This window comes from Pseudomonas sp. CFBP 8758 (genome assembly GCF_014841725.1).
Classification (GTDB): Bacteria; Pseudomonadota; Gammaproteobacteria; order Pseudomonadales; family Pseudomonadaceae; genus Aquipseudomonas; species Aquipseudomonas baltica.
The window spans coordinates 150,250-174,836 of record NZ_JACYUK010000005.1; the positions used below are offsets into that span (position 1 = coordinate 150,250).

The window sequence follows — 24,587 nt, forward strand, 5'->3', positions numbered from 1 at the left end:
GCCGCCTGCTTCGCGGCCACGGACCGCTCCTACGGATGGCCTCGACCTCACGTAGGAGCGGTCATCGGCCGCGAAAAAGGCGCCGCCGATCCAGCGGATGCCCCGCTACAGCGCTTTTTCGAAGATCTTCGAATTGCGCTGGTAGTTGTACAGCGAGGCGCGCGCCGAGGGCAGGCGTTCGACACCGCTGGGCACGAAGCCACGCTCGCGAAACCAGTGCGCCGTACGGGTGGTCAGCACGAACAGGGTGTTGAGCCCGAGCGCGCGCGCCCGTTCCTCGATGCGCTCGAGCAGCTCGTCGCCACGCCCGCCGTGGCGGTATTCCGGATTCACCGCCAGGCAGGCCAGCTCACCGGTCTGCGAATCGGCGATCGGGTATAACGCCGCGCAGGCGATGATCATGCCTTCGCGCTCGACCACGCTGAACTGGGTGATCTCACGCTCCAATACTTCCCGGGAGCGGCGCACCAGAATGCCCTGCTCTTCCAGCGGACTGATCAAGTCCAGCAGCCCACCGACGTCTTCGATGTTGGCTTCGCGCACCTGTTCGAACTGCTCTTGCGCCACCAAGGTGCCGCCGCCATTGCGAGTGAACAGCTCGGTCAGCAGTGCACCGTCTTCGGCGTAGCTGACGATATGCGCGCGGCTGACGCCACCCTTGCACGCCTGGGCAGCGGCATCGAGCAACTCGCCCTGGTAGTCGTTGCCCAGACGCAGCAAGTGCGCCGGTACCTGCTGCGGACGCAGCTCGCGCACCAGATGACCGGTTTCGTCGAGCAAGCCCGGCTCGGCGCCGAACAGCAGCAACTTGTCGGCTTCCAGGTCGATGGCTGCCCGCGTGGCCACGTCTTCGCAGGCAATGTTGAAGATCTCGCCGGTGGGCGAATAGCCCAGTGGTGACAGCAGCACGATCGAGCGTTCGTCGAGCAGGCGATTGATGCCCTTGCGATCGACCCGCCGCACTTCGCCGGTATGGTGGTAATCGACACCCTCGACCACGCCGATCGGCCGCGCCGTGACCAGGTTGCCGCCCGCCACGCGCAACCGCGAGCCCTGCATCGGTGAGGACGCCATGTCCATGGACAGGCGTGCCTCGATGGCGATCCGCAGGTGACCCACGGCATCGATCACGCATTCGAGCGTGGCCGCATCGGTGACCCGCAGGTTGCGATGGTAATGCGGGCTCAGACCGCGCGCGGCCAGGCGGCTCTCGATCTGCGGGCGCGACCCGTGGACCAGCACCAGGCGCACGCCCATGCTGTGCAGCAGCACCAGGTCGTGGACGATATTGCCGAAGTTGGGGTGGGCAACGCCTTCGCCGGGAAGCATCACCACGAAGGTGCAGTCACGGTGGGCATTGATGTAGGGAGAAGCGTGGCGAAGCCAATTCACGTAGTCGGGCATGACAGCAAAAGCCTGTAGAAAGGTGGGACGAAAAGCATCACTCGGCGCACAGCGGTATGAGGGTTATCGTCGTGACAGGCTAGGCAACACGCGTGCACTCCTTGCATGGATGGCGGCCTCGGGGGCGGTCAGATTCAGGTAATCACCGATTCGAGGCAGTAATGCCCGATCAGTTCACGCAATAGACGCACGGTAGGCTGCAAACGTGACATTTCGAGGTATTCGCCGGGCTGGTGGGCACAGGCGATGTTGCCCGGACCCAGCACCAGGGTTTCACACCCCATGCTCTGCAGGTATGGCGCCTCGGTGCCGAAGCCCACGGCGGCTGCAGTGTGCCCGGTCAGGCGCTCGGCGACCCGGACCAGCTCGGCGTCGGCACGCTGCTCGAAGGGCGGTACCTCGGCGAACAACGGGGCATAGTCGATCTTCACCTGGTGCAGCTCGGCCAACGGTGCCAGCTTGCCGAGAATCGCGGCACGCAGGACCTGCGGGTCCATGCCCGGCAACGGCCGCAGGTCGAACTCCAGCGAGCATTGCCCGCAGATACGGTTGGGGTTGTCGCCGCCGTGGATGCAACCCAGGTTCAAGGTCGGCTGGGGCACACTGAACTGCGCGTTGTTGTACTCGCGCTGCCACTGCCGGCGCAGGTTCAGCAACTCGCCGATCGCCCCGTGCATCGCTTCCAGGGCGCTGTGGCCCAGGCTTGGGTCCGAGGAATGGCCACTGCGACCGAGGATGTCGATGCGTTCCATCATCACCCCCTTGTGCAGGCGTATCGGCCTGAGCCCGGTCGGCTCGCCGATGACCGCGGCACGGCCCAACGGGCGACCGGCCGCGGCCAGCGCCTTGGCGCCGGACATCGAACTTTCCTCGTCACAGGTGGCGAGGATGATCAGCGGCTGCTTGAACGGCTGGTCGATCAGGCCGCGCACCGCCTCGATCGCCAGCGCGAAGAAGCCCTTCATGTCGCAACTGCCCAGCCCGACCCAGCGTCCGTCGACTTCGGTGAGCTTGAGCGGATCGGTGCTCCACAGCGCCTCGTCGTAGGGCACCGTGTCGCTGTGCCCGGCCAGCACCAGGCCGCCGGGGCCGCTGCCGAACGTGGCGATCAGGTTGAACTTGCCGGGCTCGACCTGCTGGATATCGCAGGCAAAACCCAGGTCGGACAGCCAGCCGGCCAGCAGATCGATCACCTGGCGGTTGGACTGGTCCAGGCTGGGCTGGGTGCAACTCACCGAAGGCGCCGCGATGAGGGCGGCGAACTGTTCCTGCATGGACGGCAATGGCATGGCGAACCTCCCGGGGCGAGCCCCATCATAGAGCCATCGGGCGCCAAGAATAAACCGCCGTGGCGCGACTGCTGTACACTGCACGGCCTTATCTAGTCATCAGCGCGTTGTTGTCCGCCAGCGCTTGGATTGCCCCCTCATGCACAAAGAAACCGAAATCAAACTGCGCGTCAGCCGCGAAACGCTCGCTGCCTTGCGTGAGCACCCTTTGCTGAAGAAGCGCAACAAAAGTGGCTGGGAGCGCCGAGAGCTGTTCAACCAGTACTTCGACACGCCTGCGCGCGAACTGGCGGCGGCCAAGGTTGCCCTGCGCCTGCGTCGCGATGGCGAAGAAGTCATCCAGACCCTCAAGACCCGTGGCAGCAGCGTGGCCGGGCTGTCGCAGCGCAACGAGTACGACTGGACCCTGCCCAAGGCCAAGCTCGACCTGAAGAAACTCGACGGCGAATGCTGGCCCGAGCAACTGGCCGAACTCGACAAGAAGACCATCAAGCCGGTATTCACCACCGATTTCGTGCGCGAGCGGGCAGAGATCGCCTGGGGCCGCGGCAAGGCCCGGGTGGTGATCGAAGCCGCCCTGGACCTGGGCAAGGTCATCGTCGGCAAGCAGTCCGAAGAGATCTGCGAACTGGAGCTGGAGCTGCGTGAGGGTGAGCCATCGGCATTGCTCGAGCTGGCCGCCGAACTGGCCGAGAAACTGGCGCTGATGCCCTGTGACATCAGCAAGGCCGAGCGCGGCTATCGCCTCAGCGATCCGGACAGCTACGCCCTGAGCCTGCCGGCGCCGGAACTGAACGCTGAAACCTCGCTCGACGACGCCTTCACCGCCTTGGCCTGGCACCTGTTGGCGAACAGCCAGCGCCTGGCCGAGCAGTACCGTTTCAACGGCCACTGGCGCCTGCTGCAGGACTGGGTACAACAACTCGTCGAACTGCGCGGACTGGTTGGCAGTCTCGGCCAGGCCGCTCCACGCACCAGCAGCAACGAGCTGCGCACCTCCCTCGATGCGCTGCTCGAAGACTGGCGCCCGCTGGTGCAGGCCGGGCAGGAGGACGAGGACGTGCGCAAGGCCGCGCCCGAGCAGTTCGCCGAAGAACTGCTGGACGTGCGCTGGGGCCAGTTCTCGCTGAACACTTCGCGCTGGCTGCTGGGCCGCCTGTGGACGGTCGAGCGCAACAACCGCGGCAACCGCCAGGGCGCCGCCCAGCTGCAAAGCTGGCTGGGCCACCTGCTGGCCGAAGAAGGCGCAGCGCTGCAACTGCCGCGCTACCAGCAGCAGCCCGAGGACCTGGCCGAGCAGTTGCCACGCATCGAACGCATCCAGAGCTGGCTGCACCTGGCCCGCGGTGTGCTGGACGTGCCGGAAGTCGACCGCCTGTTCGGCGAACTGAACAAGCTGCATGCATTGGCCAGCCTGGATATCAGCGATGAAGTGCTGGACGCGCGGATGCAGCAGGCCATTGCCGTGAGCCAGAACCGCGCCTGGAAAATGCTGCTGCGCAAGTAAGCTTTGCGGGGTTTTTCCGACCTCTTCGCGGCTGCCAGCCGCTCCTACAGGGTGTTGTGAACCTGTAGGAGCGGCTGGCATCGCGCCTCACCGATTCACCGGCAAACTGGTGGTGGACTTGATTTCGGACAGCGCCACCGTCGAATTCACCTCTTGAATGCCCGGCACCATCGACAGTTTCTCGAAGAAAAAACGCTCGTATGCTTCGATGTCCGGCGTGACGATGCGCAGCAGGAAATCGACATTGCCCATCAACACATAGCACTCCAGCACTTCTGGAAAGCCGCGTATCGCTTCGGTGAACTCGGTGAAGTTCGAGCGACCGTGGGCGTTGAGTTTCACTTCGGCGAATATCTGCGTGTTGAGGCCGATCTTCTTGCGGTCCAGCAGCGTCACCTGCGCCCTGATCACCCCCTCTTCCTTGAGCCGCTGGATGCGCCGCCAGCAGGGTGACTGCGACAAGCCCACCTGCTCGGCAATCTGCGCGCTGGAGAGCGTGGCGTCCTCTTGCAGCAATGCGAGGATGCGCCGGTCATAAGCATCCAAAGAACTTTGCATAGAAATGCCTCTGCCTTGCTGTTTATGGAATTGCACAATTCAAGATAGCTCAATAACTCGCCAAGTCAGGCAAGAAATACCCGTTCCAGCGTGGGAGACTTTCTCCCATCGACCACGGAGATCGCCCATGTCCGCCTTTGAACTGCTGACCTCGCCGCGCCCCGATGTCTGGGCCGCAGGCAACCTGACCACCACTGTGCAGTTCAGCCTGAGTGCCGAGATCGAGGCCGACGTGCTGTGCCGGGTGCTCAATCTGTTTGCCATGCAGTACCTGATCCCCCGGCAGCTCGCTGCATCCCAGGTAGCGGACAGCCTGCAGATCCAGGTGCAGGTGGGCGAGTTGACCTGGCACCGCGCACAGGTGATCGCGGAAAAGATGCGCAACCTGATCAGCGTGTTCGATGTGCAACTGGTCGATGCCCAGCACCCGGCCCAGGTACAGTCGTACGCTTGAGCGGCCGACAAATGCGGCAACGGTTGCCATGACGGCGACTTCCGGCACGGGCGCTAGGCTGGGTAGCACGACAGATCGCGCACCGCCAAGGAGGCCCCCGCATGACGCTCGTCGCCACTCCCCGCCGACATTGCCCCGACGGCAGCCTGAACCTCGATGATCTGATCGACGCCCTGCTCGTCGAAGGCCTCATCGCAGCGGACGTCGCCCAGGCACTGTGCGACGACTTGAAACAGGAATGCGCGCACCCAGCCCACCCCCTGCAACGGCTCGCCGACTGCCGATTGCCCGACCCGCGCCAACCCGGGCACCTGCTGACGCTCGAGGTCCTGAGCCGGTGGCTGGCGGACCACGCCGGGCAACCCTACCTGCGCATCGACCCGCTGTGCATCGACGTTGCCACCGTGGTCGCCTTGATGCCCCAGGCCTTCGCCATGCGCCACAACATTCTCGCCGTGGCCGTGGACGAACACAGCGTTACCATCGCCAGCGCGCAGCCCTGGCAGCGCCAGTGGGAAGCCGACCTGGCCCACGCACTCAAACGCTCGATCAAGCGCGTGGTCGCCAACCCCGCGGACATCCAGCGTTTCACCGAACAATTCTTTCAGCTGGCGCGCTCGGTCAGCGGCGCCAGGGTCCAGGGCCAGCCCGGCGCCGCGGGCAATCTGGAGCAGCTGCTGCAACTGGGCGACATGGCCACGGTGCCCGCTGCCAGCGACCAGCACGTCATCAATATCGTCGACTGGCTGTTCCAATACGCGTTCGAGCAGCGCGCCAGTGACATTCATATCGAGCCTCGGCGCGACTTCGGTGCGCTGCGCTTTCGTATCGATGGCTTGCTGCATTGCGTGTACCGGTTCCCCGAGCAGGTCACCCTGGCTATCGTCAGCCGCCTGAAAAGCCTGGGGCGCATGAACGTCGCCGAGAAGCGCAAGCCTCAGGATGGCCGGATCAAGACCCGCCTGCCGCAGGGCCAGGAAATCGAGCTGCGCCTGTCCACCCTGCCCACGGCCTTCGGCGAAAAGCTGGTGATGCGCATCTTCGACCCTCAGGTGTTGCTCAAGGATTTTGCCCAGCTGGGCCTGGTGGCCGAAGACCTGCGGCGCTGGCAGCAGATGACCTCCCAGGCTCACGGCATCGTGCTGGTGACCGGACCCACGGGTTCGGGCAAGACCACCACGCTGTACACCACCCTCAAGCAGCTGGCGACCCCGCAGATCAACCTGTGCACCATCGAAGATCCGATCGAGATGGTCGAACCGGCCTTCAACCAGCTGCAGGTGCAGCACAACATCGACCTGGACTTTGCCAGTGGCCTGCGTGCACTGATGCGGCAGGATCCGGACATCATCATGATCGGTGAGATCCGCGACCTGGAGACGGCCGAGATGGCGATCCAGGCGGCCCTCACCGGCCATCTGGTGGTATCGACGCTGCACACCAACGATGCCGTGGGCGCGATCACCCGCCTGCTGGAACTGGGTGTTGCGCACTACCTGATCAAAGCCACAGTGCTGGGCGTCATGGCGCAGCGCTTGGTACGTACGCTGTGCGAAGACTGCAAGGCGCCGGTGCGCATCGACCCGAAGAGCTGGCAGGCGCTCATCGAGCCTTGGCGCATGGCCGTGCCCGAGGGTGCGCGGCGGGCCGTCGGCTGTCCGCGCTGTCGCGACACCGGTTACTGCGGACGTGCCGGGGTCTATGAAGTGCTACTGATAAGCGACGGCGTGAAGGCCTGCATCGACGCCCACACCGACCTCGCCGAGCTGCGGCGCCAGGCCTGCCGGGAGGGCATGCGCAGCCTGCGCCTGAGTGGCGCACGGCAGATCGCCGCCGGCCTGACCACGCTCGAGGAGGTGCTGCGCGTCACCCCGCGCATCGAGTCGCTGTAACGCCACCGCGGCAGGCAAGCCGTTGGCCTTGGGGAACTTGGACGTGGTTGGCCGTATCCAACATGCGAACGACAACTGCCCCGGATTACATTCGTACCGGATCACACTGTGGAGTCTCGATCATGCGCCTCAAAACCGCCGTTGCTACCCTCGCGTTGCTGTCCCTGCCCGTAAGCTCGGCCATGGCCGACCCCTTCTGGCGCAACGTGCTCTCTTCCGGCGCCACGACCGGCTCCTCCTACCTGACCTTCAAGGATCACAAGTTGATCATCGCCGCCCAGGACGATGCCGGCAGCTTCGTGGCCAGCGAAGGCGGTATCCGTGGCCCGTACCTGGAAGCCGCGATCCACAAGGTACGCGCCGAGAACCCTGGCCTGCAGGCTTCCGACATGGATCTGGCCAACGCCATCCTGGCCCGGAACGCCGTCGCCGACAACTGACAGCGCAGCCATGAAAAAACCCTCGCACCCAGGTGCGAGGGTTTTTTTGTGTGCAGGTTATTTGCACGGGCGCGAGCAAGGGGCTGTGGGCCCCTTGCCGCTGTCAGCGCACCAGATGCAGGAACTGCATGTGCCGTTCGTACTGGTCGAGGATGTCGTTGATGATCTGCTCCTTGCTGTAGCCGACCAGGTCGTAGTCCTGGCTGCCTTCGGCCAGATGCACCTCGGCACGGTAGTAGCGCCGGTTCTTCAGTTCCTGATTGCCCATGCCGCCACGGGCGAAGGATGGCGTGAAGTAACCGCGCATCTGCACCTGATAGATGAACGGCCGCTCTTCACCATGACCGATCTCGAAGATCACGTTGTCGTGAGGCGTGTCCTCTTGCGCAACGGCATCCAGGCCCTTCTCGGCGAACGATGCGGTCACTTCGGCCACGGCAGGCCGTACGTGGGTGTCCATGAACCGGTACACCTCGTCACGCGAGGGGAAGCTCACGGCCTGACTCAACCGCTGCCGCCAGCCGCCACGCCCTGGGCGCGAGCTGGCAACCGGGGCCAGCGAATACAACTGGGCGATCTTGCGCTGGCTTTCCATGTGGAACGCCTTGTGCAGTCCCCACATCATCGCCAGCAGAATGATCGAGAACGGCAGCGAGGTCAGCACCACCGCCGATTTCAGCGAGTCGATGCTGCCGGCGAACAGCAGGCCGCTGGTGACCAGCGCGGTCATCGCACCCCAGAATACCCGCAGCCATTTCGGCCCGTCTTCGTCCGGGTTGCCGCCACGTGCCGACAAGGTGGAGAGCACGACGGTGCCCGAGTCGGCCGAGGTGACGAAGAACACGAAACTGATGAACACCGTAACGGCAATCACCGTCCTCGCCCATGGGTAGGTTTCGAGCAGCAGGTAGAGGGTCATCGACGGGTCGTCGATGGCCGACTGGCCGATGGCAGCCATGCCGTGGTTGATCACCTGGTCGATGGCGCTGTTGCCGAAGATCGACATCCAGGCCAGGGTGAAGCCCAGCGGAATCAGCAGCACGCCGAAGACGAACTCGCGAATGGTGCGTCCGCGCGAGATGCGCGCAATGAACAGCCCCACGAAAGGCGACCAGGCAATCCACCAGGCCCAGTAGAACACCGTCCAGTTACCCAGCCAGTCGCTGGGTTTGTCGTAGGCGTAGACGTCGAAGCTCTTGCTGGGCAGTGCACCCAGATAATCGCCAACGTTCTGCACCAGGGTGCTGAGCAAGTGCTGGGTCGGCCCGGCGAACAGCACGAAGAGCAACAGCGCACAGGCCAGTAGCATGTTGATGTCGGACATCACCCGCACGCCCTTGTCGACACCGGAGACCGCCACCAGAATGGCTGCACCCATCATCAGGGTGATCAGGATCACCTGCACCCACTGGGTATGGGCCACCCCGAACAGGTAGTCCAGGCCGGAATTGAGGTGCAACACGCCGAACCCCATGTCGGCCCCCAGGCCGAAGATGGTGGCGATGATGCCGAAGCCGTCCACCGCGTAGCCGATCGGCCCGTTGATGCGTTTGCCGATCAACGGGTAGAGCGCCGAACGCAGCGCCAGCGGCAGGTTGTGACGGTAGGCGAAATAGGCCAAGGCCATGCCGACGAAGGCGAACACGCCCCACCCGTGCAGGCCCCAGTGCAGGAACAGCAACTGCATGGCCTGGCGCGCGGCTTCCTGGGTGCCCGCCTCGCCCTGCGGCGGTTGCAGCATATGGGTCAGCGGTTCGGAAACGCAGAAGAAGAACAGCGTGATGCTGATGCCGGCGGCAAACAACATGCCGGCCCAGGACAGGTAGCTGAACTCGGGCTCGTCATGATCGGCCCCCAGCTTGATCTTGCCGTAACCCGACAGCGCCGTGACCACGACGAACACCAGGTACAGGGTCATGGCCAGCATGTAGTACCAACCGACCGTGTTGGCGGCCCAGCTTTGCGCCGCCATCAGCCACTGGCCAGCTGCCTGCGGAAAGGAGATGACGACGATGCCGAAAATCAGGATGAAACTGGCGGCGAAGTAGAACACCGGAGGGTTCATGCGCACGTTGCCGCTTGGCGCTGATGAAGATGCACTCATGCGCGGTGCACTCCACACGTTCGTAAATGGAAGAAACTGGGCGTTTTCAGCAAGGGATGGCCTCCTGTTGAACGCGAATCGCGATCCATGGTTTTATTGAACGAGCGTTCAATTAAAACACGACTGATGGTAGATGGCCAATTGATGGGCCGAACGGTCCTGCCTGGCAGGCCGTTCGCGGCGTCCTGCCAAGCCCTATTTCTGACTGCCGTCGTCGTGCACCAGGTTGGCTTGGGTGAGGTTGCTGCCGGCCGGCACGGTGCGCGTGAGCCAGACGTTGCCGCCGATGGTCGAGCCCTGGCCGATGGTGATGCGACCCAGGATGGTCGCGCCGGCGTAGATGACCACATCGTCCTCGACGATCGGGTGGCGCGGATGCCCCTTCTGCAGCTGCCCGGACTCGTCCGCCGGGAAGCGCTTGGCGCCCAGGGTGACCTGCTGGTAGATACGCACCCGCTCGCCAATGACGGCGGTTTCGCCGATCACCACGCCCGTGCCGTGGTCGATGAAAAAGCTTGGGCCGATGCGCGCGCCGGGGTGGATATCGATGCCAGTCGCCGAATGCGCCAGTTCCGAGCTGATGCGCGCCAGCAACGGCAGGCCGGCGAGATACAGATGGTGAGCGAGGCGATGATGGATCACCGCGAGCACGCCGGGATAGCACAGCAATACCTCATCGACACTGCGCGCCGCGGGATCGCCGTGATAGGCGGCCAGCACGTCGGTGTCGAGCAGGCGCCGCAGGCCGGGCAGCGCCGCAGCGAAATCCTGGATCAGTTCCAGGGCCCTGGCGTCGACGGCGGGCAAGTCGCAGTCGCCATTGCGCGCGGCGTAGCGCAGTTCCAGGCGGGCCTGGGTCAAGAGTTCGTTGAGCGCAGCGTCCAGGGTATGGCCTACATAGAAGTCTTCGCTTTCTTCGCGCAGGTCCACCGGCCCCAGGCGCATCGGGAACAACGCGCCGCACAACTGCTCCAGCACTTTGGCCATGGCCTCGCGCGACGGCAGCTCGCGGCCGCCCTGCATGCCGCAACTGCGTCCGTTCTGCCGGCGCCAATCGGAGCGCGCCTCATGCAACTGGCCGACGATGGACTGCAACTGCCAATGGCCTCTGCGTGCCTGAGGAATGTCGTTCACGGTTATACCCTGCCTTGTGTGGAAACAGCGATGGCCGCCGATTGGCGCCCACCATACGGGAAAAATCCAGGCGGTAAAAAGAACGCTTTGGACGTGTCGTGGAGCATCTGAACATAAGCCGCGGTCATACGTTCCGTGGGCGCCGAGGGGGCTTGTGGGCCAGCGTGGCGGTGCCTATAGTCCTGTTTTCCCATTGCGCCTTCGCCTCGACGACCGGTAACCGCACAGGTGGCCGCCAACGCTGCGAAACCCTCCCTCATTTCAAGGATCCGCCATGAAGTTTCCCGCATTGCGCAAACACCTGCTGATCGCCGGCCTGGTTCTGGGCAGTTCGCTGCTGGGCCAGGCAATGGCTGGCGAACAGTTGCAGAAAATCAAGGACGCCGGTGTCATCAACATCGGCCTGGAGGGTACCTACCCGCCGTTCAGCTTCGTTGACGAAAACGGCAAGCTGACCGGCTTCGAAGTGCAACTCTCCGAGGCCCTGGCCAAGGAACTGGGCGTCAAGGTCAAGCTGCAGCCCACCCCATGGGCCGGTATTCTCGCAGCGCTGGAGTCCAAGCGGCTCGACGTCGTGGTCAATCAGGTGACCATCTCCGATGAGCGCAAGAAGAAGTACGACTTCTCCAAGCCTTACACCGTGTCCGGTATCCAGGCCGTGGTCGCGAAGAAGAATGCCGACAGCATCAAGCAGGCCTCCGACCTGGCCGGCAAGAAAGTCGGCATGGGCCTGGGCACCAACTACGAGCAGTGGCTCAAGGACAACGTGCCGAGCGCCGTGGTGAAAACCTACGACGATGATCCGACCAAGTACCAGGACCTGCGCGTCGGCCGTATCGATGCGATTCTGGTGGACCGCCTGGCCGCATTCGACCTGATCAACAAGACCAACGAAACCCTCGCCCTGGCAGGCGACGCGTTCTCGCGTCAGGAAGCCGGGATCGCCGTGCGCAAGGGCGAGCCGGAACTGCTCAAGGCACTCGACGACGCTCTCGACAAACTGCGCGCCGACGGCACCCTGGCCAAGCTGTCCAAGCAATGGTTCAGCGCTGACGTCACGCAATGATCGAGAGCAGCCTGCAGCTGATGCTCGATTCGGCACCCTTTCTGCTCAAGGGTGCCTACTACACGGTCTTCCTCAGCCTGGGCGGAATGTTCTTCGGCTTGCTGCTGGGGTTCGGCCTGGCGTTGATGCGGCTGTCCCGAAGCCGCCTGCTGAGCTGGCCGGCCAGGGTCTACGTGTCGTTCTTCCGCGGCACGCCGTTGCTGGTCCAGCTGTTCGTCATCTACTACGGCCTGCCGCAGATCGGTATCGAACTGGACCCGTTGCCCGCTGCACTCATCGGCTTTTCGCTGAACATGGCCGCCTATGCCTGTGAAATCCTGCGGGCGGCGATCGCGTCCATCGAGCGTGGCCAGTGGGAGGCAGCTGCCAGCATCGGCATGACCCGCGCGCAGACCTTGCGCCGGGCCATCCTGCCGCAGGCCATGCGCACCGCCCTGCCGCCACTGGGCAACAGTTTCATTTCACTGGTCAAGGACACGGCGCTGGCAGCGACCATTCAGGTACCGGAGCTGTTCCGCCAGGCGCAGTTGATCACCGCCCGTACGTTCGAGATCTTCACCATGTACCTGGCGGCCGCATTGATCTACTGGCTGTTGGCAAGCGTTCTGGCGCACCTGCAGAATCATCTGGAACGGCGGGTCAACCGCCACGACCAAGAGGCATGAAGCAATGATCGCGGTAAAGGGCCTGACCAAACAGTTCAATGGCCACAGCGTGCTCAAGGGCATCGACCTGGAGATCGCCGCCGGTGAGGTGGTGGCGATCATCGGTCCCAGCGGCTCGGGCAAGACGACCTTCCTGCGCTGCCTGAACCTGCTGGAAACACCTACCAGTGGCCAGATCCGTGTGGGCGACATCGAAATCGACGGAGCCCGCGTGGCGCAGCAGCAGGGCCTGATTCGCGAGTTGCGCCAGCAGGTGGGTTTCGTCTTCCAGAACTTCAACCTGTTTCCCCATCGCACGGCGTTGGCGAACGTCATCGAAGGGCCGCTGGTGGTAAAGAAGATGGCCATGGCCGAAGCGACCGAACTGGGCCGCGAGCTGTTGGCCAAGGTTGGCCTGGCCGGCAAGGAAGAGGCCTACCCCAGGCGGCTCTCGGGCGGTCAGCAGCAGCGCGTGGCGATTGCCCGGGCGCTGGCCATGCAGCCGCAGGTCATCCTCTTCGACGAGCCGACTTCAGCGCTGGACCCGGAGCTGGTTGGCGAAGTGCTGGCAACGATTCGGGGCCTGGCGCAGGAAAAGCGCACCATGGTCATCGTCACCCACGAGATGCAGTTCGCCCGCGACGTGGCCAATCGTGTGGTGTTCTTCGACCAGGGGGTGATCGTGGAACAGGGTCCGGCCCGCGAGTTGTTCGCCAACCCGCAGCAGGCACGGACCCGGCAGTTTCTCGACAAGTTCCTGCACCCCGAGGGCTAGCGCCGTTCAGCGCTTGCGGAACACGTAGAACAGGTTGGGTTCGCTGACCATGTACAGATTGCCATCGTCGTCCATGGCGATGCCTTCGGGTTGCGGCACGCTCTTGCTCAAGCCCTGGCGGCCCTTGCGCAGCGACATGGTGCTCAGGGGCCGGCCCTGCACGTCCAGTTCCAGCACCAGCAGCGATTCGTCCGACAGGGCGAGCAGGTGGCCGCTGCGCTCGTCGTATTGCAGGCTGGAAAGGTCGCGCACGAACAGGCCGGCATCGCGCCGGCGGTCTTGGGTCACCTGCACGTCCAGCGGCTTGTCGCTGACCCCACGCGGAAAGCCCTGCACTTCGTAGATCAGCATGGGATCGCGCTCGCGCGCCACGAACAGGCGCTTGCCGGTCGAGTCGTAGGCCAACCCCTCGAAACCCTTGTTGCTGCGGCCACCGAAGTTGAGGCTCAACTGCTCGGCCTGCTGGGCGTCGATGATCTGCGTATCGTCGGTGACGTTGACCTTGATCAGGCGCTGCTGGCGCTCGTCGGTGATCACGTAGACGCCAGGGCTGATGTACTCGACCGCCTCCGGGTCGCCGAACCCGACCAGCGCGATACGTCGCAGGATGGTGCCCTGCAGCGACAGCTCGATCAGCTCCGAACGCTGGTTGGTAACGGTGAACAGGGTCTTGCGCGATGGATCGAAGGTCAGTGCCGAGATGTCGTCGTCCAGGCCTTCGACCACCTGCGCCTCGATATCCACCTGATAGCTGTCCAGGTTGATCGCGCCTGGCAGCGGGCCTCCGAGCCAGCGCTCGACGTTGAAACTGGCCCGTTCGATCCAGCGAAAGTGATGCAGTGCGGCGAAGGCGCAGATCAGTGCAAGCAGTGCCGCGATCAGCAGCAGGTGAATGGGTCGAACGAAGAAACGCATCGCGTCGGGCTCTGAAGTGAAGTGTGCGCATCAAACCATTAAATGATGAAGCCAGGCTTAAGTTTCTACGGATTGATTTGTAGGAAACGTCGAAGAAATTGCAGCGCCAGAAGACGCTGCTATCCGGCTCAACGCTTGCGCAATACGTAGAACAGATTCGGCTCGCTGACCAGGTAGATCGTGCCTTCGTCGTCCATGGTCACGCCTTCGGCGCGGGGAATGGTGTCCTTGAGGCCGTTCATGCCGCCCAGCAGGGTCATGAAGCTCCACTGCTTGCCGGTTTCGTCGTATTCCATGAGCAGGTGCGAGTCGGCCGAGAGCAGCAGGCGGTGACCGGTGCGCGGATCCACTGCCAGCGCCGAAAGGTTGCGCATGTCCAGGTCGGGCGCATCGAGGCGTTGCTTCTCGCCGGTGGGCAGGCCATCGCTGCCCAGCTTCAGCGAGAACAGCGCCGGTGGTCTTTCTTCGCCAAGCAACAGGCGCTGGTTGCGCGGATCCCAGGCCAGGGCTTCGAAAGCCTTGTTCTGGTCCGCCGAAGGGCCGAGGTCGAACGGCGCGAAGTCGGCGATGTTCAGCTCGCGGGTGTCGGCCTCGACCTTGACCACGGTCAGTTGGTGCTGGCGCTCGTCGATGATCCCCAGGCGCCCATCGGCGAGTGTGGTGATGGCCTCCGGATTGCTCCAGCCGGTCAGCGGCATCTTGCGCAGCACGTCGCCCTGCAGGCTCAGCTCGACCAGATAGGGGTTCTTGCCCATCACCGCGAACAAGGTACGGGTGCCGGGGTGATAGGTGATGTCCGAGGCTTCGTCGCCTTCCATGCCGGGCAGGGCCTTGGCGTCGATCACGGCTTCATAGTCAGGCAGCCAGACACTGGCCTTGCGCTCGGTGCTGTTGTGCGTCCACTCCTGCACCCACAGCTCGGCGCGGTCGTCCCAGTGCAAGACCACCGCGACGATGTAGCCGATCAGCAGCACCAGCAAGGTCCACAGGTACCAACGTTTGTGCAGGGGGCGGGATGAATGCAGCGCGGCGCGGACCATGAAGTACCCTTGCTGGAGACGGATTCATACGGGCACATCCGAACAATGCACCCACTTGGGTGGGGGCATTATCCAGATCGAATGTAAAAAAAAGGTGAGGCGTGGGGCGACTACTGGACGCGGCTGGTGAAGCGGCTGACACCGGGCAGTTCCAGCACGATTTCGGCGCCGATTTCGAGCGGGCCTACCCCGGCCGGGGTGCCGGTGAGGATCACGTCGCCAGCCTGCAGCGAGAAGCACCCGGCCATGTACTGGATCATCGGCACGATGGCGTTGAGCATCAGGTTGCTGTTGCCGTCCTGGCGCACGTCGCCGTCGATGGTCAGGCGTATCGGGATGTCGGTGAGGTCAGGGAAGCTGTCGGCCGATACGAACGGTGCGATCACTGCCGCGCCGTCGAACGACTTGGCGATTTCCCACGGCAGGCCCTTCTCGCGCAGGCGCGCCTGGACGTCGCGCAGGGTCAGGTCCAGCGCCGGGGCGAAGCCGGAGATGGCGTCGATGACTTCTTCGGCACTGGGCCGGGTGCTCAGTGACTTGCCCAGCAGCACCGCGATTTCCGCCTCGTAGTGCACCGCGCCGCGATCGGTCGGAATGGTGAAGGTTTCCTGCAACGGCACCACGCAGCTGCTTGGCTTGATGAACAGCAGCGGCTCGGTCGGAATCGGGTTGTCCAGCTCCTTGGCATGCTCGGCGTAGTTGCGGCCGATGCACACCACCTTGCCCAGCGGAAAGTGGATGCGGGTACCGTCGATGTACTGGTGCTGGTAGCTCATTGCTCGAACCTCTGCTCAGATGAACGTATCAAATGGAAAAGATCTTGCCAGGGTTCATGATCCCATTGGGGTCGAACACTGCCTTCATGGCTTTCATGTACTGGATTTCGACCGGCGAGCGGCTGTACTGCAGGTAGTCGCGCTTGACCATGCCCACGCCGTGCTCGGCGGAGATGGAGCCGTTGTACCTGCGCACGGTTTCGAAGACCTCGGTATTGACCAGCGCACATTCGGCAAAGAATGCGTCTTTGTCCATGTGCTCGGGCTTGAGGATGTTCAGGTGCAGGTTGCCGTCGCCGATGTGGCCGTACCAGAGCACGTCGAATGCCGGATAGCGCTCGCTGACGATGGCGTCGATCTCGCGCAGGAAAGCCGGCACCTTGGAAATGGTCACCGAGATGTCGTTCTTGTACGGCACCCAGTGGGAAATGGTTTCGGAGATGTACTCGCGCAGCTTCCACAGGTTGCGCAACTGCTGCTCGCTCTGGCTCATGACGCCATCGAGCACCCAGCCCTGCTCCACGCAGTGTTCGAAGGTGGCCAGCGCGGTGTCGGCGATGTCGTCGGTGGTGGCTTCGAACTCCAGCAGGGCATAGAACGGGCAGGCCGTTTCGAACGGCGCCGGCACGTCGCCGCGGCCCAGCACCTTGGCCAGCGCCTTGTCGGAAAAGAACTCGAACGCCGTGAGGTCGAGCTTGCCCTGAAACGCATGCAGCACCGGCATGATCGCATCGAAGTCGGTGGTGCCGAGCACCATCGCGGTGAGGTTCTTCGGCGCACGGTCCAGGCGCATGGTGGCCTCGACGATGAACCCCAGGGTGCCTTCGGCGCCGATGAACAACTGACGCAGGTCGTAGCCGGTGGCGTTCTTGACCAGGTCCTTGTTCAGCTCCAGTACATCGCCCTGGCCGGTGACCACTTTGAGGCCCGCCACCCAGTTGCGCGTCATGCCGTAGCGGATGACCTTGATGCCGCCGGCGTTGGTGCCGATGTTGCCGCCGATCTGGCTGGAACCCGAAGAGGCGAAATCCACCGGGTAGTACAGGCCGTTTTCCTCGGCCAGGTTCTGCAGCTGCTTGGTGATGACGCCTGGCTGGCAGACCACGGTGCGGTCGGTGGCGTTGAAGTCGAGCACCTTGTTCATGTAGTCGAACGACACCACCACCTCGCCGTTGGCCGCCACCGCCGCAGCCGACAGACCGGTACGCCCACCCGAAGGGACCAGCGCCACCTTGCGCTCGTTGGCCCAGCGCACGATGGCCTGGACCTGCTCGGTGGTCTTGGGAAAGGCGATGGCGCTGGGTGCCGGGGCGTACTGTTTGGTCCAGTCCCGGCCGTAGGTGTCGAGCGAAGCGGCATCGGTGAGGACCTTGCCAGGCTCGAGCAGGGTCTTGAGTTCATCGATCAGGGCATGACGGTTCATGGACGCGACTCTGCAAGTGAAGGATTCACGAATCGGGCGATTCGCGGCCCGCTAAACCTCGGACCATTCATAGTCACCCTGAGAACGGCTCATGACCCAGGATGGGCGTACGACAGGGAGGCTATGCTAGCATACGCCCCCCGCCAATCGAGCCCTGGCCCGGTGTGCGCCGCTTCACTTCCTGCCATTTTTTTCGGGACACAGGTTTACGCAGATGAGCAAGACTTCCCTCGACAAGAGCAAGATCAAGTTCCTTCTTCTCGAAGGCGTCCACCAATCCGCCGTGGACGTCCTCAAGGCTGCCGGCTACACCAGCATCGAGTACCACACCAAGTCGCTGCCCGAAGCCGAACTCAAGGAAAAGATCGCCGATGCGCACTTCATCGGCATTCGCTCGCGCACCCAGCTGACCGAAGAGCTGTTCGACTGTGCGAAGAAACTGGTCGCCGTGGGCTGCTTCTGCATCGGCACCAACCAGGTTGATCTGGCCGCCGCTCGCGAACGCGGTATCGCGGTGTTCAACGCACCGTATTCCAACACCCGTTCCGTGGCCGAACTGGTGCTGGCCGAAGCCATTCTGCTGTTGCGTGGCATCCCCGAGAAGAACGCTTCCTGCCACCGTGGCGGCTGGATCAAGAGCGCGGCGAACTCCTTCGAGATCCGCGGCAAGAAACTGGGCATCGTCGGCTATGGCTCGATCGGCACCCAGCTGTCGGTCCTGGCCGAAGGCCTGGGCATGCAGGTGTACTTCTACGACACCGTGACCAAGCTGCCGCTGGGCAACGCCACCCAGGTCGGCAGCCTGACCGAGCTGCTGGGCATGAGCGACATCGTCACCCTGCATGTGCCCGAAACCGCCGCCACCCAGTGGATGATCGGCGAGAAGGAAATCCGTGCCATCAAGAAGGGCGGTATCCTCATCAACGCCGCGCGCGGCACCGTGGTCGAGCTCGACGCACTGGCCGAGGCGATCAAGGACAAGCACCTGATCGGCGCTGCCATCGACGTGTTCCCGGTCGAGCCACGCTCCAACGACGACATCTTCGAAAGCCCGCTGCGTGGCCTGGACAACGTCATCCTGACCCCGCACATCGGTGGTTCCACCGCCGAGGCGCAGGCCAACATCGGCCTGGAAGTGGCCGAGAAACTGGTCAAGTACAGCGACAACGGTACCTCGGTGTCGTCGGTCAACTTCCCGGAAGTGGCTTTGCCCGCGCACCCTGGCAAGCACCGTCTGCTGCACATCCACGAGAACGTGCCGGGCGTGATGATGGAGATCAACAAGGTCTTCGCCGAGAACGCCATCAACATCTCCGGCCAGTTCCTGCAGACCAACGAAAAGGTCGGCTATGTGGTGATCGACGTCGACGCCGATTACTCGGACCTGGCGCAGGAAAAGCTGCAACAGGTCACCGGAACCATTCGCTGCCGCGTATTGTTCTGATAGCGGCCGGATTGCGGTGTGCCTGGCACACCGCGTCCTCTGGTTCGCGGCTGCCAGCCGCTCCTACAATCAACCCAGATCCCCTGTAGGAGCGGCTAGTAGCCGCGAACCAGGCGACGCGGTGTATCAGAACGGCTCGTTGCCCCGACGGCGAAACCAGCCGGTCAGCGACAGCCGATTGCGCTGCGCCGGCATCACTTCGTGCGGCACCTCGCCGGAAAGAAACACCACCAGCGTGCCACCGATCGGCTGCACGTCGTACGCCGTGTCGCCTTGCAGGTACATACGCAACTGACCGCCATCCTCCTCACCCCAATCCGCATCGTTCAGGTACAGCACCGCTGACACCATGCGCCGGTCATCGTCGCGAAAGCGATCCAGGTGGCGCAGGTAGACGCTGCCCGGTGGGTACAGGGCGAAATGGCATTCGAAGTCTTCCAGGCCCAGAAACAGACCACGATTGAGCGCCTCGCGCAGGCTGTCCATGATCTGCATGTAGGCATCGCACGGCACGGCTTCGCCCGGTTCGATCCACTGGATGCGGTCACCGCGAATGCCTTCGCGGATCTCCTGGGATGGACCGCGCCCGACGGCCGCCGGCGCCAGTTCGCCTTGGGCATGGCGGGTACGGCACTCGGCCGCCAGCGCCAGGGTCAAAGCCTGGGGCACGAAGAGTTCCTGCTGCGACCAGCCGTGCTCGGCCAGGTCGTCGACGATGCGCAGCAGCAGTGGATGATCAGAAGGTATTTGCATGCCCGGCATAGTATCCATACGCCTGCAAAACCGACAGGGGCTTGCACGAGGTCGCTGCGCAGTCGATGCATCGAGGCGCAGCGTGCATGTCACTTCTCGACAAAGCCAGGCAATGCCACGGACAATGGACCCTTGCCGACAGGAGTCCCTATGCGCCGCGTCCTTGTGTTCTTGATGATGTTCAGTACGACGCCCGCCTGGGCCGACGACCACGACCTGCTGTACAAGGCCGCTGGCTGGCCTGAACAAAGGGCGCATTTCAGCGACGCCCTCAAGGCGGCCCAGCAGCGCTACCAGAGCAGCTTGCCACCGGCGGTTTTCCAGGCACTGGTGAGCAACAGCGACCAACGCTTCGCGGCGCAGGCCATGGACCAGCGGGCCGAAGCGCGACTGCGCCAGGGCCTGGCCGATCCCAAACCGGCCCTCGCCTTCTTCGAGTCTGCCCTGGGCCGCAAGATCGTCGCCGCCGAGCTGCTGGCCACCCGCAGTGATCAACTGGCCAAGAATGCCCAGGGCCTGCCGAAACTGCAGGTCGAGTCCACCCGCGCGCTGTTGATCGGCCATCTGGCGCAGGCACTGCCGGCGCGCCAGGCTGGCGCAGAGGTCAGCCTGGCGATCGCCGGGGTGGCCGCCGACAGCCTCAGCTCGATGATTCCAGGTCTGTTGGGGGGCGGCCAGGCTGCAGGTCTGCTCGATGGCCAGCGTGAGCGGCTGCAGCAGCAGATCGCCATCGACCTGAACAATACGCTGCTGTACGTGTACCGCGAATTGTCCGATCCGGAACTGGAGGAGTTCGTCGGCTTCGCCGAGTCTGCCGCTGGCCAGGCTTATTATCAGGCGGCCCTGGATGCGGTACGGGCTGGGCTGGCGGTTGGACAGACACCGGGCAAGGCGGGAAACTGAGGGGCGCCGTTCGCGGCCGCTGACCCACCCGCAGCAATGGCCCACCCCCGTAGGAGCGGTCAGCGGCCGCGAAGCAGACGACTCGGTTATAGATTCTGTTCGAAGAAATCGAAACACTTCGCCCGAATCGCAGGCAGCTCATTGACCAGATGATGCCGGGCCCCCGCCACCTGCAACACCCGCACCTCGGCGAACTTTGCGCGTAGCACCTTGAGGTTGTGCCGCCAATCCACGGTGTCGTCATCCTCCCCCTGCACGACCACCACAGTGCGCGGGCTGCGCGGCGCGGCTTCGATGTGCTGCACCCACTGCACCAACGCCCCCACCCACGCCGTCGGCAGGCGCACGGGCTGCAGCGGGTCCGCCTGCAGGAACGGCATGAAATCCGGGTCGTTGGTATTGGCGCTGAAACGCCTGGCAATGCCGTTGACGAACGGCTTCAGCACGCGATAGCTGAGTTTGGACAAACCCCATGCGCTGGGCCGCACCAGCGGCGCCATCAGCAGCACCTGCCCCTGCGCCGCGGACTGCGCGCCCTGGTGCAGCAGATGGTCGACGATGATCGCGCCACCGGTGCTCTGCCCCAGCAGGTGCCAAGGCTGCGGCAGCTGCAGGGTGCGTGCTTCGGCGAACAGGCCATCGAGCGTGGCCTGGTAATCGGCAAAGCTGTGAATGCTGGCTCGCTCGCCGCTGGACAGACCATGGCCCGGCAGGTCGCAGGAAATGACCGCGAAGCCACGTGCCAAGGCCCACTGCACGGCGTGCCGGTACAACCCCATGTGATCGTAGAAACCGTGCATGACGAAGAGCGTGGCGACAGGCCGCTCCGGCAGCCACACTTGGGCCACCAAGTCGAAGCCGGCAGCACTGAAGCGCCCCAGCCAGCTTTGTACGGGCAGGTCGAGCTGATAGAAGCGCTGGTAGGCCTGAGCCTCAGCGGACAGCGGCTGTCGGGTGCCCAAGGGTGGCAGGGAATTTCGCAGGGTGTCGGGATGAAATGCAATGGGCATGGATGATTGTTCCAAGGCAATACGTGTGCTGGCAAGGGCGCTGGAGATCCAGCGCCCTGCCCTCATCACACCGACGCTGCCGGCCGCTGAGTCTTCGGCTGTTGCCAGGAGTTGGCGGCGCTTTCCTCGATGGCTTGCTGGATCGCCTTGCGACGACGCTCTTCGGCCCGACGCCCGAAATACCACACCAGGAACGTCACCAACGAAACGGCCAGCAGAATCAGGCTGGCCACCGCATTGATCTCAGGCTTCACGCCCAGGCGGACCGCCGAAAACACTTCCATCGGCAGGGTCGTGGAACCCGGCCCGGAAACGAAGCTGGCCAGCACCAGATCGTCCAGCGACAGCGCGAAGGACATCATCCCGCCGGCCGCCAGCGATGGCGCGATCATGGGAATGGTGATCAGAAAGAACACCTTCCAGGGCCGCGCACCCAAGTCCATGGCCGCCTCTTCGATCGACAGGTCCAGCTCGCGCAACCGCGATGACACCACCACCGCCACGTACGAGGCACAGAAGGTGGTATGAGCGATCCAGATCGTGGCGATGCCACGCTCCTGCGGCCAGCCGATCACCTGGGCCATGGCCACGAACAGCAGCAGCAAGGACAGACCGGTAATCACCTCGGGCATCACCAGCGGCGCCGTCACCAGGCCGCCGAACATGGTGCGCCCCTTGAAGCGACTGATGCGTGTCAGCACGAACGCCGCCATGGTCCCCAGGGCCACGGCCGTCACTGCCGTGTAGCAGGCGATTTCCAGCGAGCGCATCACCGCGCCCATCAGCTGGGAGTTGTCCAGCAGGCCGACGTACCACTGCACCGACCAGCCGCCCCAGACCGTCACCAGGCGCGAGGCGTTGAAGGAATAGATGACCAGGATCAGCATCGGCGCATAGATGAACACCAGACCCAGCACCAGGATCAGTTTGGAGAACCCGAAACGCTTCATGCCTTGCCCTCCAGTTCTTTGGCCTGGCTGCGATTGAACAGCACGATAGGCACGATCAGAATCGCCAGCATCAACACAGCCAATGCCGAGGCAACGGGCCAGTCACGGTTGTTGAAGAATTCCTGCCACAACACGCGGCCGATCATCAGGGTTTCCGGGCCACCCAGCAGCTCGGGAATCACGAACTCGCCGACCACCGGAATGAATACCAGCATGCAGCCGGCGATGATGCCGTTCTTCGACAGCGGCACGGTGATCTTCCAGAAACTGTTGAAGGTGCTCGAGCCCAGGTCGGAAGCAGCCTCCAGCAAGCTGTTGTCATGCTTCACCAGATTGGCGAACAGCGGCAGGATCATGAATGGCAGGTACGCATAGACCACGCCGATGTACACCGCCAGGTTGGTGTTGAGAATCTGCAGCGGCTGGTCGATCAGCCCCAGCCACATCAGGAAGGCATTGAGCAGGCCGTTGTTGCTCAGGATGCCCATCCAGGCATACACGCGGATCAGGATCGCCGTCCAGGTCGGCATCATGATCAGCAGCAGGAGCACGGTCTGCAGGTCCTTGCGTGCCTTGCTGATGGCATAGGCCATGGGATAGCCGAGCAGCAGGCAGATCAGGGTGCTGAAGAAGGCCATCTTCAACGAGCCCAGATAGGCCGAGATGTACAGATCGTCTTCGGTGAGCAGCGCGTAGTTGGCGAAATTGAGGATCAACTCGAACTTCTGTTCGGCGTAGCTCCAGATTTCGGTGTACGGCGGAATGGCCACGTCGGCTTCGGCGAAGCTGATCTTGAGAACGATGAAAAACGGCAGCATGAAGAACAGGAACAGCCACAGGAACGGTACGCCGATGACCATCTGGCGACCGTTGGGGATGATCCTCTTGAGCTTGCGTTTGATCTTGCGCAGCTTCATGAGCGCAGTACCACGCCGCTGTCGTCTTCCCACCAGACGAACACTTCGTCGTCCCAGGTCGGCCGGGCGCCACGGCGCTCGGCGTTGGCCACGAACGACTGCACCAGCTTGCCGCACGGCAACTGCACGTGGAACACCGAATGGCCGCCCAGGTAGGCGATGTCATGGACCTTGCCGCGCGACCAGTTGTGTTCGCTGTCGGGCTGCTGGGTGGTCACCAACATCTTTTCCGGGCGAATGGCATAGGTCACGTTCTTGTCTTCGGCAGCGGTACTTACACCGTGACCGACATAGATGCTGCGCTCCAACTCCGGGCTGCTTATCAGTGCGTAGCCTTCCATGTCCTCGACCACCTGGCCTTCGAACAGGTTGACGTTGCCGATGAACTCGCACACCAGGCGGCTGGTGGGGGTTTCGTAGATGTCGATCGGGCTGCCGATCTGCGCGATCCAGCCCAGGTGCATGATGGCGATGCGCTGGGCCATGGTCATGGCCTCTTCCTGGTCGTGGGTCACCATCACGCAGGTCACGCCGACCCGCTCGATGATCTCCACCAGTTCCAGTTGCATCTGCGAGCGCAGCTTCTTGTCCAGCGCGCCCATCGGCTCGTCGAGCAGCAACAGCTTGGGCTTTTTCGCCAGCGAGCGTGCCAGCGCAACGCGCTGACGCTGGCCACCGGACAACTGGTGCGGCTTGCGCTTGCCGTACTGGGTCATCTGCACCAGCTTGAGCATTTCCGCCACGCGTGCGTCGATTTCGGCCGCCGGCAGTTTGTCCTGCTTGAGCCCGAAGGCGATGTTCTGCGCCACGGTCATGTGCGGAAACAATGCATAGGACTGGAACATCATATTGATCGGCCGCTCGTAGGGCGGCATATCGGTGATGTCCACACCGTCGAGGAAAATACGCCCCTCGGTCGGCCGTTCGAAGCCAGCCAGCATGCGCAGCAGGGTGGACTTGCCGGAACCGGACCCGCCCAGCAAGGCGAAGATCTCACCCTGGTTGATTTCCAGCGACACGTCGTCCACGGCCACCGTTTCGTCGAATTTCTTCGTTACCTTTTCGATCCGGACCAGCACCTTTTTCGGTTGCTGGCTGCCTTCGAGGGCTTTTTTGTAGGCGCTGGAGGCAACAGCCATTCACGAAACTCCCAAACTTGAGTGGGGGCGGCTCTGGATCGGGCCGCCCC

At 63.4% G+C, this 24,587-nt stretch carries 23 protein-coding genes; 9 read left to right on the forward strand and 14 right to left on the reverse strand.

The features are described from left to right. Positions 1-105: 105 nt before the first annotated feature. Positions 106-1,404 (reverse strand): amino-acid N-acetyltransferase, encoded by a 1,299-nt coding sequence (argA, locus tag IFT75_RS12445; RefSeq protein WP_122479849.1) that lies wholly within the window; start codon positions 1,402-1,404, stop codon positions 106-108. A 134-nt stretch (positions 1,405-1,538) separates the two neighbouring features. Next, positions 1,539-2,693, reverse strand: a complete 1,155-nt coding sequence (argE, locus tag IFT75_RS12450; RefSeq protein WP_192055035.1) for an acetylornithine deacetylase — start codon at positions 2,691-2,693, stop codon at positions 1,539-1,541. A gap of 139 nt (positions 2,694-2,832) precedes the next feature. Here argE and IFT75_RS12455 point away from each other — a divergent pair, with 139 nt between their 5' ends. Then, on the forward strand, positions 2,833-4,200 hold the full coding sequence (locus IFT75_RS12455; RefSeq protein WP_192055037.1) for a CYTH domain-containing protein: 1,368 nt from the start codon (positions 2,833-2,835) through the stop codon (positions 4,198-4,200). Between the two features lie 87 nt (positions 4,201-4,287). Here the strand turns inward: IFT75_RS12455 and IFT75_RS12460 are convergent, their stop codons facing one another. Then, positions 4,288-4,758 (reverse strand): Lrp/AsnC family transcriptional regulator, encoded by a 471-nt coding sequence (locus tag IFT75_RS12460; protein WP_122796211.1) that lies wholly within the window; start codon positions 4,756-4,758, stop codon positions 4,288-4,290. 127 nt (positions 4,759-4,885) lie between these two features. On the opposite strand from IFT75_RS12460, the gene IFT75_RS12465 reads away from it, so the two are divergent. From IFT75_RS12465 to IFT75_RS12475, 3 genes are all read left to right on the forward strand, one after another. Then, entirely contained in the window at positions 4,886-5,212 is a 327-nt protein-coding gene (locus IFT75_RS12465) for a hypothetical protein (RefSeq protein ID WP_244657671.1), read from the forward strand. Positions 5,213-5,313: 101 nt separating this feature from the next. Further along, positions 5,314-7,104: a GspE/PulE family protein gene (locus tag IFT75_RS12470; RefSeq protein WP_185794724.1), complete on the forward strand. Its 1,791-nt coding sequence runs from the start codon at positions 5,314-5,316 to the stop codon at positions 7,102-7,104. A 122-nt stretch (positions 7,105-7,226) separates the two neighbouring features. Beyond that, positions 7,227-7,544 (forward strand): DUF2388 domain-containing protein, encoded by a 318-nt coding sequence (locus IFT75_RS12475; RefSeq protein ID WP_122479854.1) that lies wholly within the window; start codon positions 7,227-7,229, stop codon positions 7,542-7,544. A gap of 103 nt (positions 7,545-7,647) precedes the next feature. Here the strand turns inward: IFT75_RS12475 and betT are convergent, their stop codons facing one another. Both betT and epsC read right to left on the reverse strand, forming a co-directional pair. After that, positions 7,648-9,609 (reverse strand): choline transporter BetT, encoded by a 1,962-nt coding sequence (gene betT / locus IFT75_RS12480; RefSeq protein WP_185794803.1) that lies wholly within the window; start codon positions 9,607-9,609, stop codon positions 7,648-7,650. Positions 9,610-9,843: 234 nt separating this feature from the next. Next, entirely contained in the window at positions 9,844-10,782 is a 939-nt protein-coding gene (gene epsC / locus IFT75_RS12485) for a serine O-acetyltransferase EpsC (protein WP_185794723.1), read from the reverse strand. A gap of 274 nt (positions 10,783-11,056) precedes the next feature. Here epsC and tcyJ point away from each other — a divergent pair, with 274 nt between their 5' ends. Genes tcyJ through tcyN form a run of 3 tightly spaced genes read left to right on the forward strand, consistent with a single transcriptional unit; the run spans position 11,057 to position 13,267 of the window. Next, positions 11,057-11,848, forward strand: a complete 792-nt coding sequence (gene tcyJ / locus IFT75_RS12490) for a cystine ABC transporter substrate-binding protein (RefSeq protein ID WP_122479857.1) — start codon at positions 11,057-11,059, stop codon at positions 11,846-11,848. Continuing rightward, on the forward strand, positions 11,848-12,513 hold the full coding sequence (gene tcyL, locus IFT75_RS12495) for a cystine ABC transporter permease (protein ID WP_122480127.1): 666 nt from the start codon (positions 11,848-11,850) through the stop codon (positions 12,511-12,513). Before tcyJ ends, tcyL begins: the two co-directional genes overlap by 1 nt. 4 nt (positions 12,514-12,517) lie before the next feature. After that, positions 12,518-13,267 (forward strand): L-cystine ABC transporter ATP-binding protein TcyN, encoded by a 750-nt coding sequence (tcyN, locus tag IFT75_RS12500; RefSeq protein ID WP_185794722.1) that lies wholly within the window; start codon positions 12,518-12,520, stop codon positions 13,265-13,267. A 6-nt stretch (positions 13,268-13,273) separates the two neighbouring features. On the opposite strand, the gene IFT75_RS12505 is transcribed toward tcyN, so the two are convergent. The 4 genes from IFT75_RS12505 to IFT75_RS12520 form a co-directional block, all read right to left on the reverse strand. Continuing rightward, a complete protein-coding gene (locus IFT75_RS12505; protein ID WP_122479859.1) occupies positions 13,274-14,182 on the reverse strand; it encodes an SdiA-regulated domain-containing protein in 909 nt (302 codons plus the stop codon). A gap of 128 nt (positions 14,183-14,310) precedes the next feature. Beyond that, positions 14,311-15,222 (reverse strand): SdiA-regulated domain-containing protein, encoded by a 912-nt coding sequence (locus tag IFT75_RS12510; protein WP_185794721.1) that lies wholly within the window; start codon positions 15,220-15,222, stop codon positions 14,311-14,313. Between the two features lie 110 nt (positions 15,223-15,332). Further along, complete coding sequence (locus IFT75_RS12515) at positions 15,333-15,998, reverse strand: fumarylacetoacetate hydrolase family protein (RefSeq protein WP_122479861.1); 666 nt, start codon at positions 15,996-15,998, stop codon at positions 15,333-15,335. 28 nt (positions 15,999-16,026) lie between these two features. Further along, complete coding sequence (locus IFT75_RS12520) at positions 16,027-17,421, reverse strand: FAD-binding oxidoreductase (RefSeq protein WP_122479862.1); 1,395 nt, start codon at positions 17,419-17,421, stop codon at positions 16,027-16,029. A gap of 214 nt (positions 17,422-17,635) precedes the next feature. Between IFT75_RS12520 and serA the strand changes: the two genes are divergently transcribed. Beyond that, positions 17,636-18,865: a phosphoglycerate dehydrogenase gene (serA, locus tag IFT75_RS12525; protein WP_185794720.1), complete on the forward strand. Its 1,230-nt coding sequence runs from the start codon at positions 17,636-17,638 to the stop codon at positions 18,863-18,865. Between the two features lie 126 nt (positions 18,866-18,991). On the opposite strand, the gene IFT75_RS12530 is transcribed toward serA, so the two are convergent. Beyond that, on the reverse strand, positions 18,992-19,627 hold the full coding sequence (locus tag IFT75_RS12530; RefSeq protein ID WP_192055039.1) for a 2OG-Fe(II) oxygenase: 636 nt from the start codon (positions 19,625-19,627) through the stop codon (positions 18,992-18,994). 141 nt (positions 19,628-19,768) lie between these two features. On the opposite strand from IFT75_RS12530, the gene IFT75_RS12535 reads away from it, so the two are divergent. Then, positions 19,769-20,521, forward strand: a complete 753-nt coding sequence (locus IFT75_RS12535; RefSeq protein WP_185794718.1) for a DUF2059 domain-containing protein — start codon at positions 19,769-19,771, stop codon at positions 20,519-20,521. An 86-nt stretch (positions 20,522-20,607) separates the two neighbouring features. Here the strand turns inward: IFT75_RS12535 and IFT75_RS12540 are convergent, their stop codons facing one another. The 4 genes from IFT75_RS12540 to potA form a co-directional block, all read right to left on the reverse strand. Next, on the reverse strand, positions 20,608-21,531 hold the full coding sequence (locus tag IFT75_RS12540) for an alpha/beta hydrolase (protein WP_185794717.1): 924 nt from the start codon (positions 21,529-21,531) through the stop codon (positions 20,608-20,610). A 65-nt stretch (positions 21,532-21,596) separates the two neighbouring features. Further along, a complete protein-coding gene (locus IFT75_RS12545; RefSeq protein WP_122479867.1) occupies positions 21,597-22,481 on the reverse strand; it encodes an ABC transporter permease subunit in 885 nt (294 codons plus the stop codon). Then, on the reverse strand, positions 22,478-23,359 hold the full coding sequence (locus tag IFT75_RS12550) for an ABC transporter permease subunit (protein WP_185794802.1): 882 nt from the start codon (positions 23,357-23,359) through the stop codon (positions 22,478-22,480). The genes IFT75_RS12545 and IFT75_RS12550 overlap by 4 nt, the downstream gene beginning before the upstream one ends. 35 nt (positions 23,360-23,394) lie before the next feature. Beyond that, positions 23,395-24,537 (reverse strand): polyamine ABC transporter ATP-binding protein, encoded by a 1,143-nt coding sequence (gene potA, locus IFT75_RS12555; RefSeq protein ID WP_122479869.1) that lies wholly within the window; start codon positions 24,535-24,537, stop codon positions 23,395-23,397. Positions 24,538-24,587: the final 50 nt, after the last annotated feature.

Excerpts from the sequence above, each read along its gene's own strand:
- argA (WP_122479849.1), bottom strand. The coding sequence starts at position 1,404 with ATGCCCGACTACGTGAATTGGCTTCGCCACGCTTCTCCCTACATCAAT.
- argE (WP_192055035.1), bottom strand. The coding sequence starts at position 2,693 with ATGCCATTGCCGTCCATGCAGGAACAGTTCGCCGCCCTCATCGCGGCG.
- IFT75_RS12455 (WP_192055037.1), top strand. The coding sequence starts at position 2,833 with ATGCACAAAGAAACCGAAATCAAACTGCGCGTCAGCCGCGAAACGCTC.
- IFT75_RS12460 (WP_122796211.1), bottom strand. The coding sequence starts at position 4,758 with ATGCAAAGTTCTTTGGATGCTTATGACCGGCGCATCCTCGCATTGCTG.
- IFT75_RS12465 (WP_244657671.1), top strand. The coding sequence starts at position 4,886 with ATGTCCGCCTTTGAACTGCTGACCTCGCCGCGCCCCGATGTCTGGGCC.
- IFT75_RS12470 (WP_185794724.1), top strand. The coding sequence starts at position 5,314 with ATGACGCTCGTCGCCACTCCCCGCCGACATTGCCCCGACGGCAGCCTG.
- IFT75_RS12475 (WP_122479854.1), top strand. The coding sequence starts at position 7,227 with ATGCGCCTCAAAACCGCCGTTGCTACCCTCGCGTTGCTGTCCCTGCCC.
- betT (WP_185794803.1), bottom strand. The coding sequence starts at position 9,609 with ATGAACCCTCCGGTGTTCTACTTCGCCGCCAGTTTCATCCTGATTTTC.
- tcyJ (WP_122479857.1), top strand. The coding sequence starts at position 11,057 with ATGAAGTTTCCCGCATTGCGCAAACACCTGCTGATCGCCGGCCTGGTT.
- tcyN (WP_185794722.1), top strand. The coding sequence starts at position 12,518 with ATGATCGCGGTAAAGGGCCTGACCAAACAGTTCAATGGCCACAGCGTG.
- IFT75_RS12505 (WP_122479859.1), bottom strand. The coding sequence starts at position 14,182 with ATGCGTTTCTTCGTTCGACCCATTCACCTGCTGCTGATCGCGGCACTG.
- IFT75_RS12510 (WP_185794721.1), bottom strand. The coding sequence starts at position 15,222 with ATGGTCCGCGCCGCGCTGCATTCATCCCGCCCCCTGCACAAACGTTGG.
- IFT75_RS12515 (WP_122479861.1), bottom strand. The coding sequence starts at position 15,998 with ATGAGCTACCAGCACCAGTACATCGACGGTACCCGCATCCACTTTCCG.
- IFT75_RS12520 (WP_122479862.1), bottom strand. The coding sequence starts at position 17,421 with ATGAACCGTCATGCCCTGATCGATGAACTCAAGACCCTGCTCGAGCCT.
- serA (WP_185794720.1), top strand. The coding sequence starts at position 17,636 with ATGAGCAAGACTTCCCTCGACAAGAGCAAGATCAAGTTCCTTCTTCTC.
- IFT75_RS12530 (WP_192055039.1), bottom strand. The coding sequence starts at position 19,627 with ATGCCGGGCATGCAAATACCTTCTGATCATCCACTGCTGCTGCGCATC.
- IFT75_RS12535 (WP_185794718.1), top strand. The coding sequence starts at position 19,769 with ATGCGCCGCGTCCTTGTGTTCTTGATGATGTTCAGTACGACGCCCGCC.
- IFT75_RS12540 (WP_185794717.1), bottom strand. The coding sequence starts at position 21,531 with ATGCCCATTGCATTTCATCCCGACACCCTGCGAAATTCCCTGCCACCC.
- IFT75_RS12545 (WP_122479867.1), bottom strand. The coding sequence starts at position 22,481 with ATGAAGCGTTTCGGGTTCTCCAAACTGATCCTGGTGCTGGGTCTGGTG.
- potA (WP_122479869.1), bottom strand. The coding sequence starts at position 24,537 with ATGGCTGTTGCCTCCAGCGCCTACAAAAAAGCCCTCGAAGGCAGCCAG.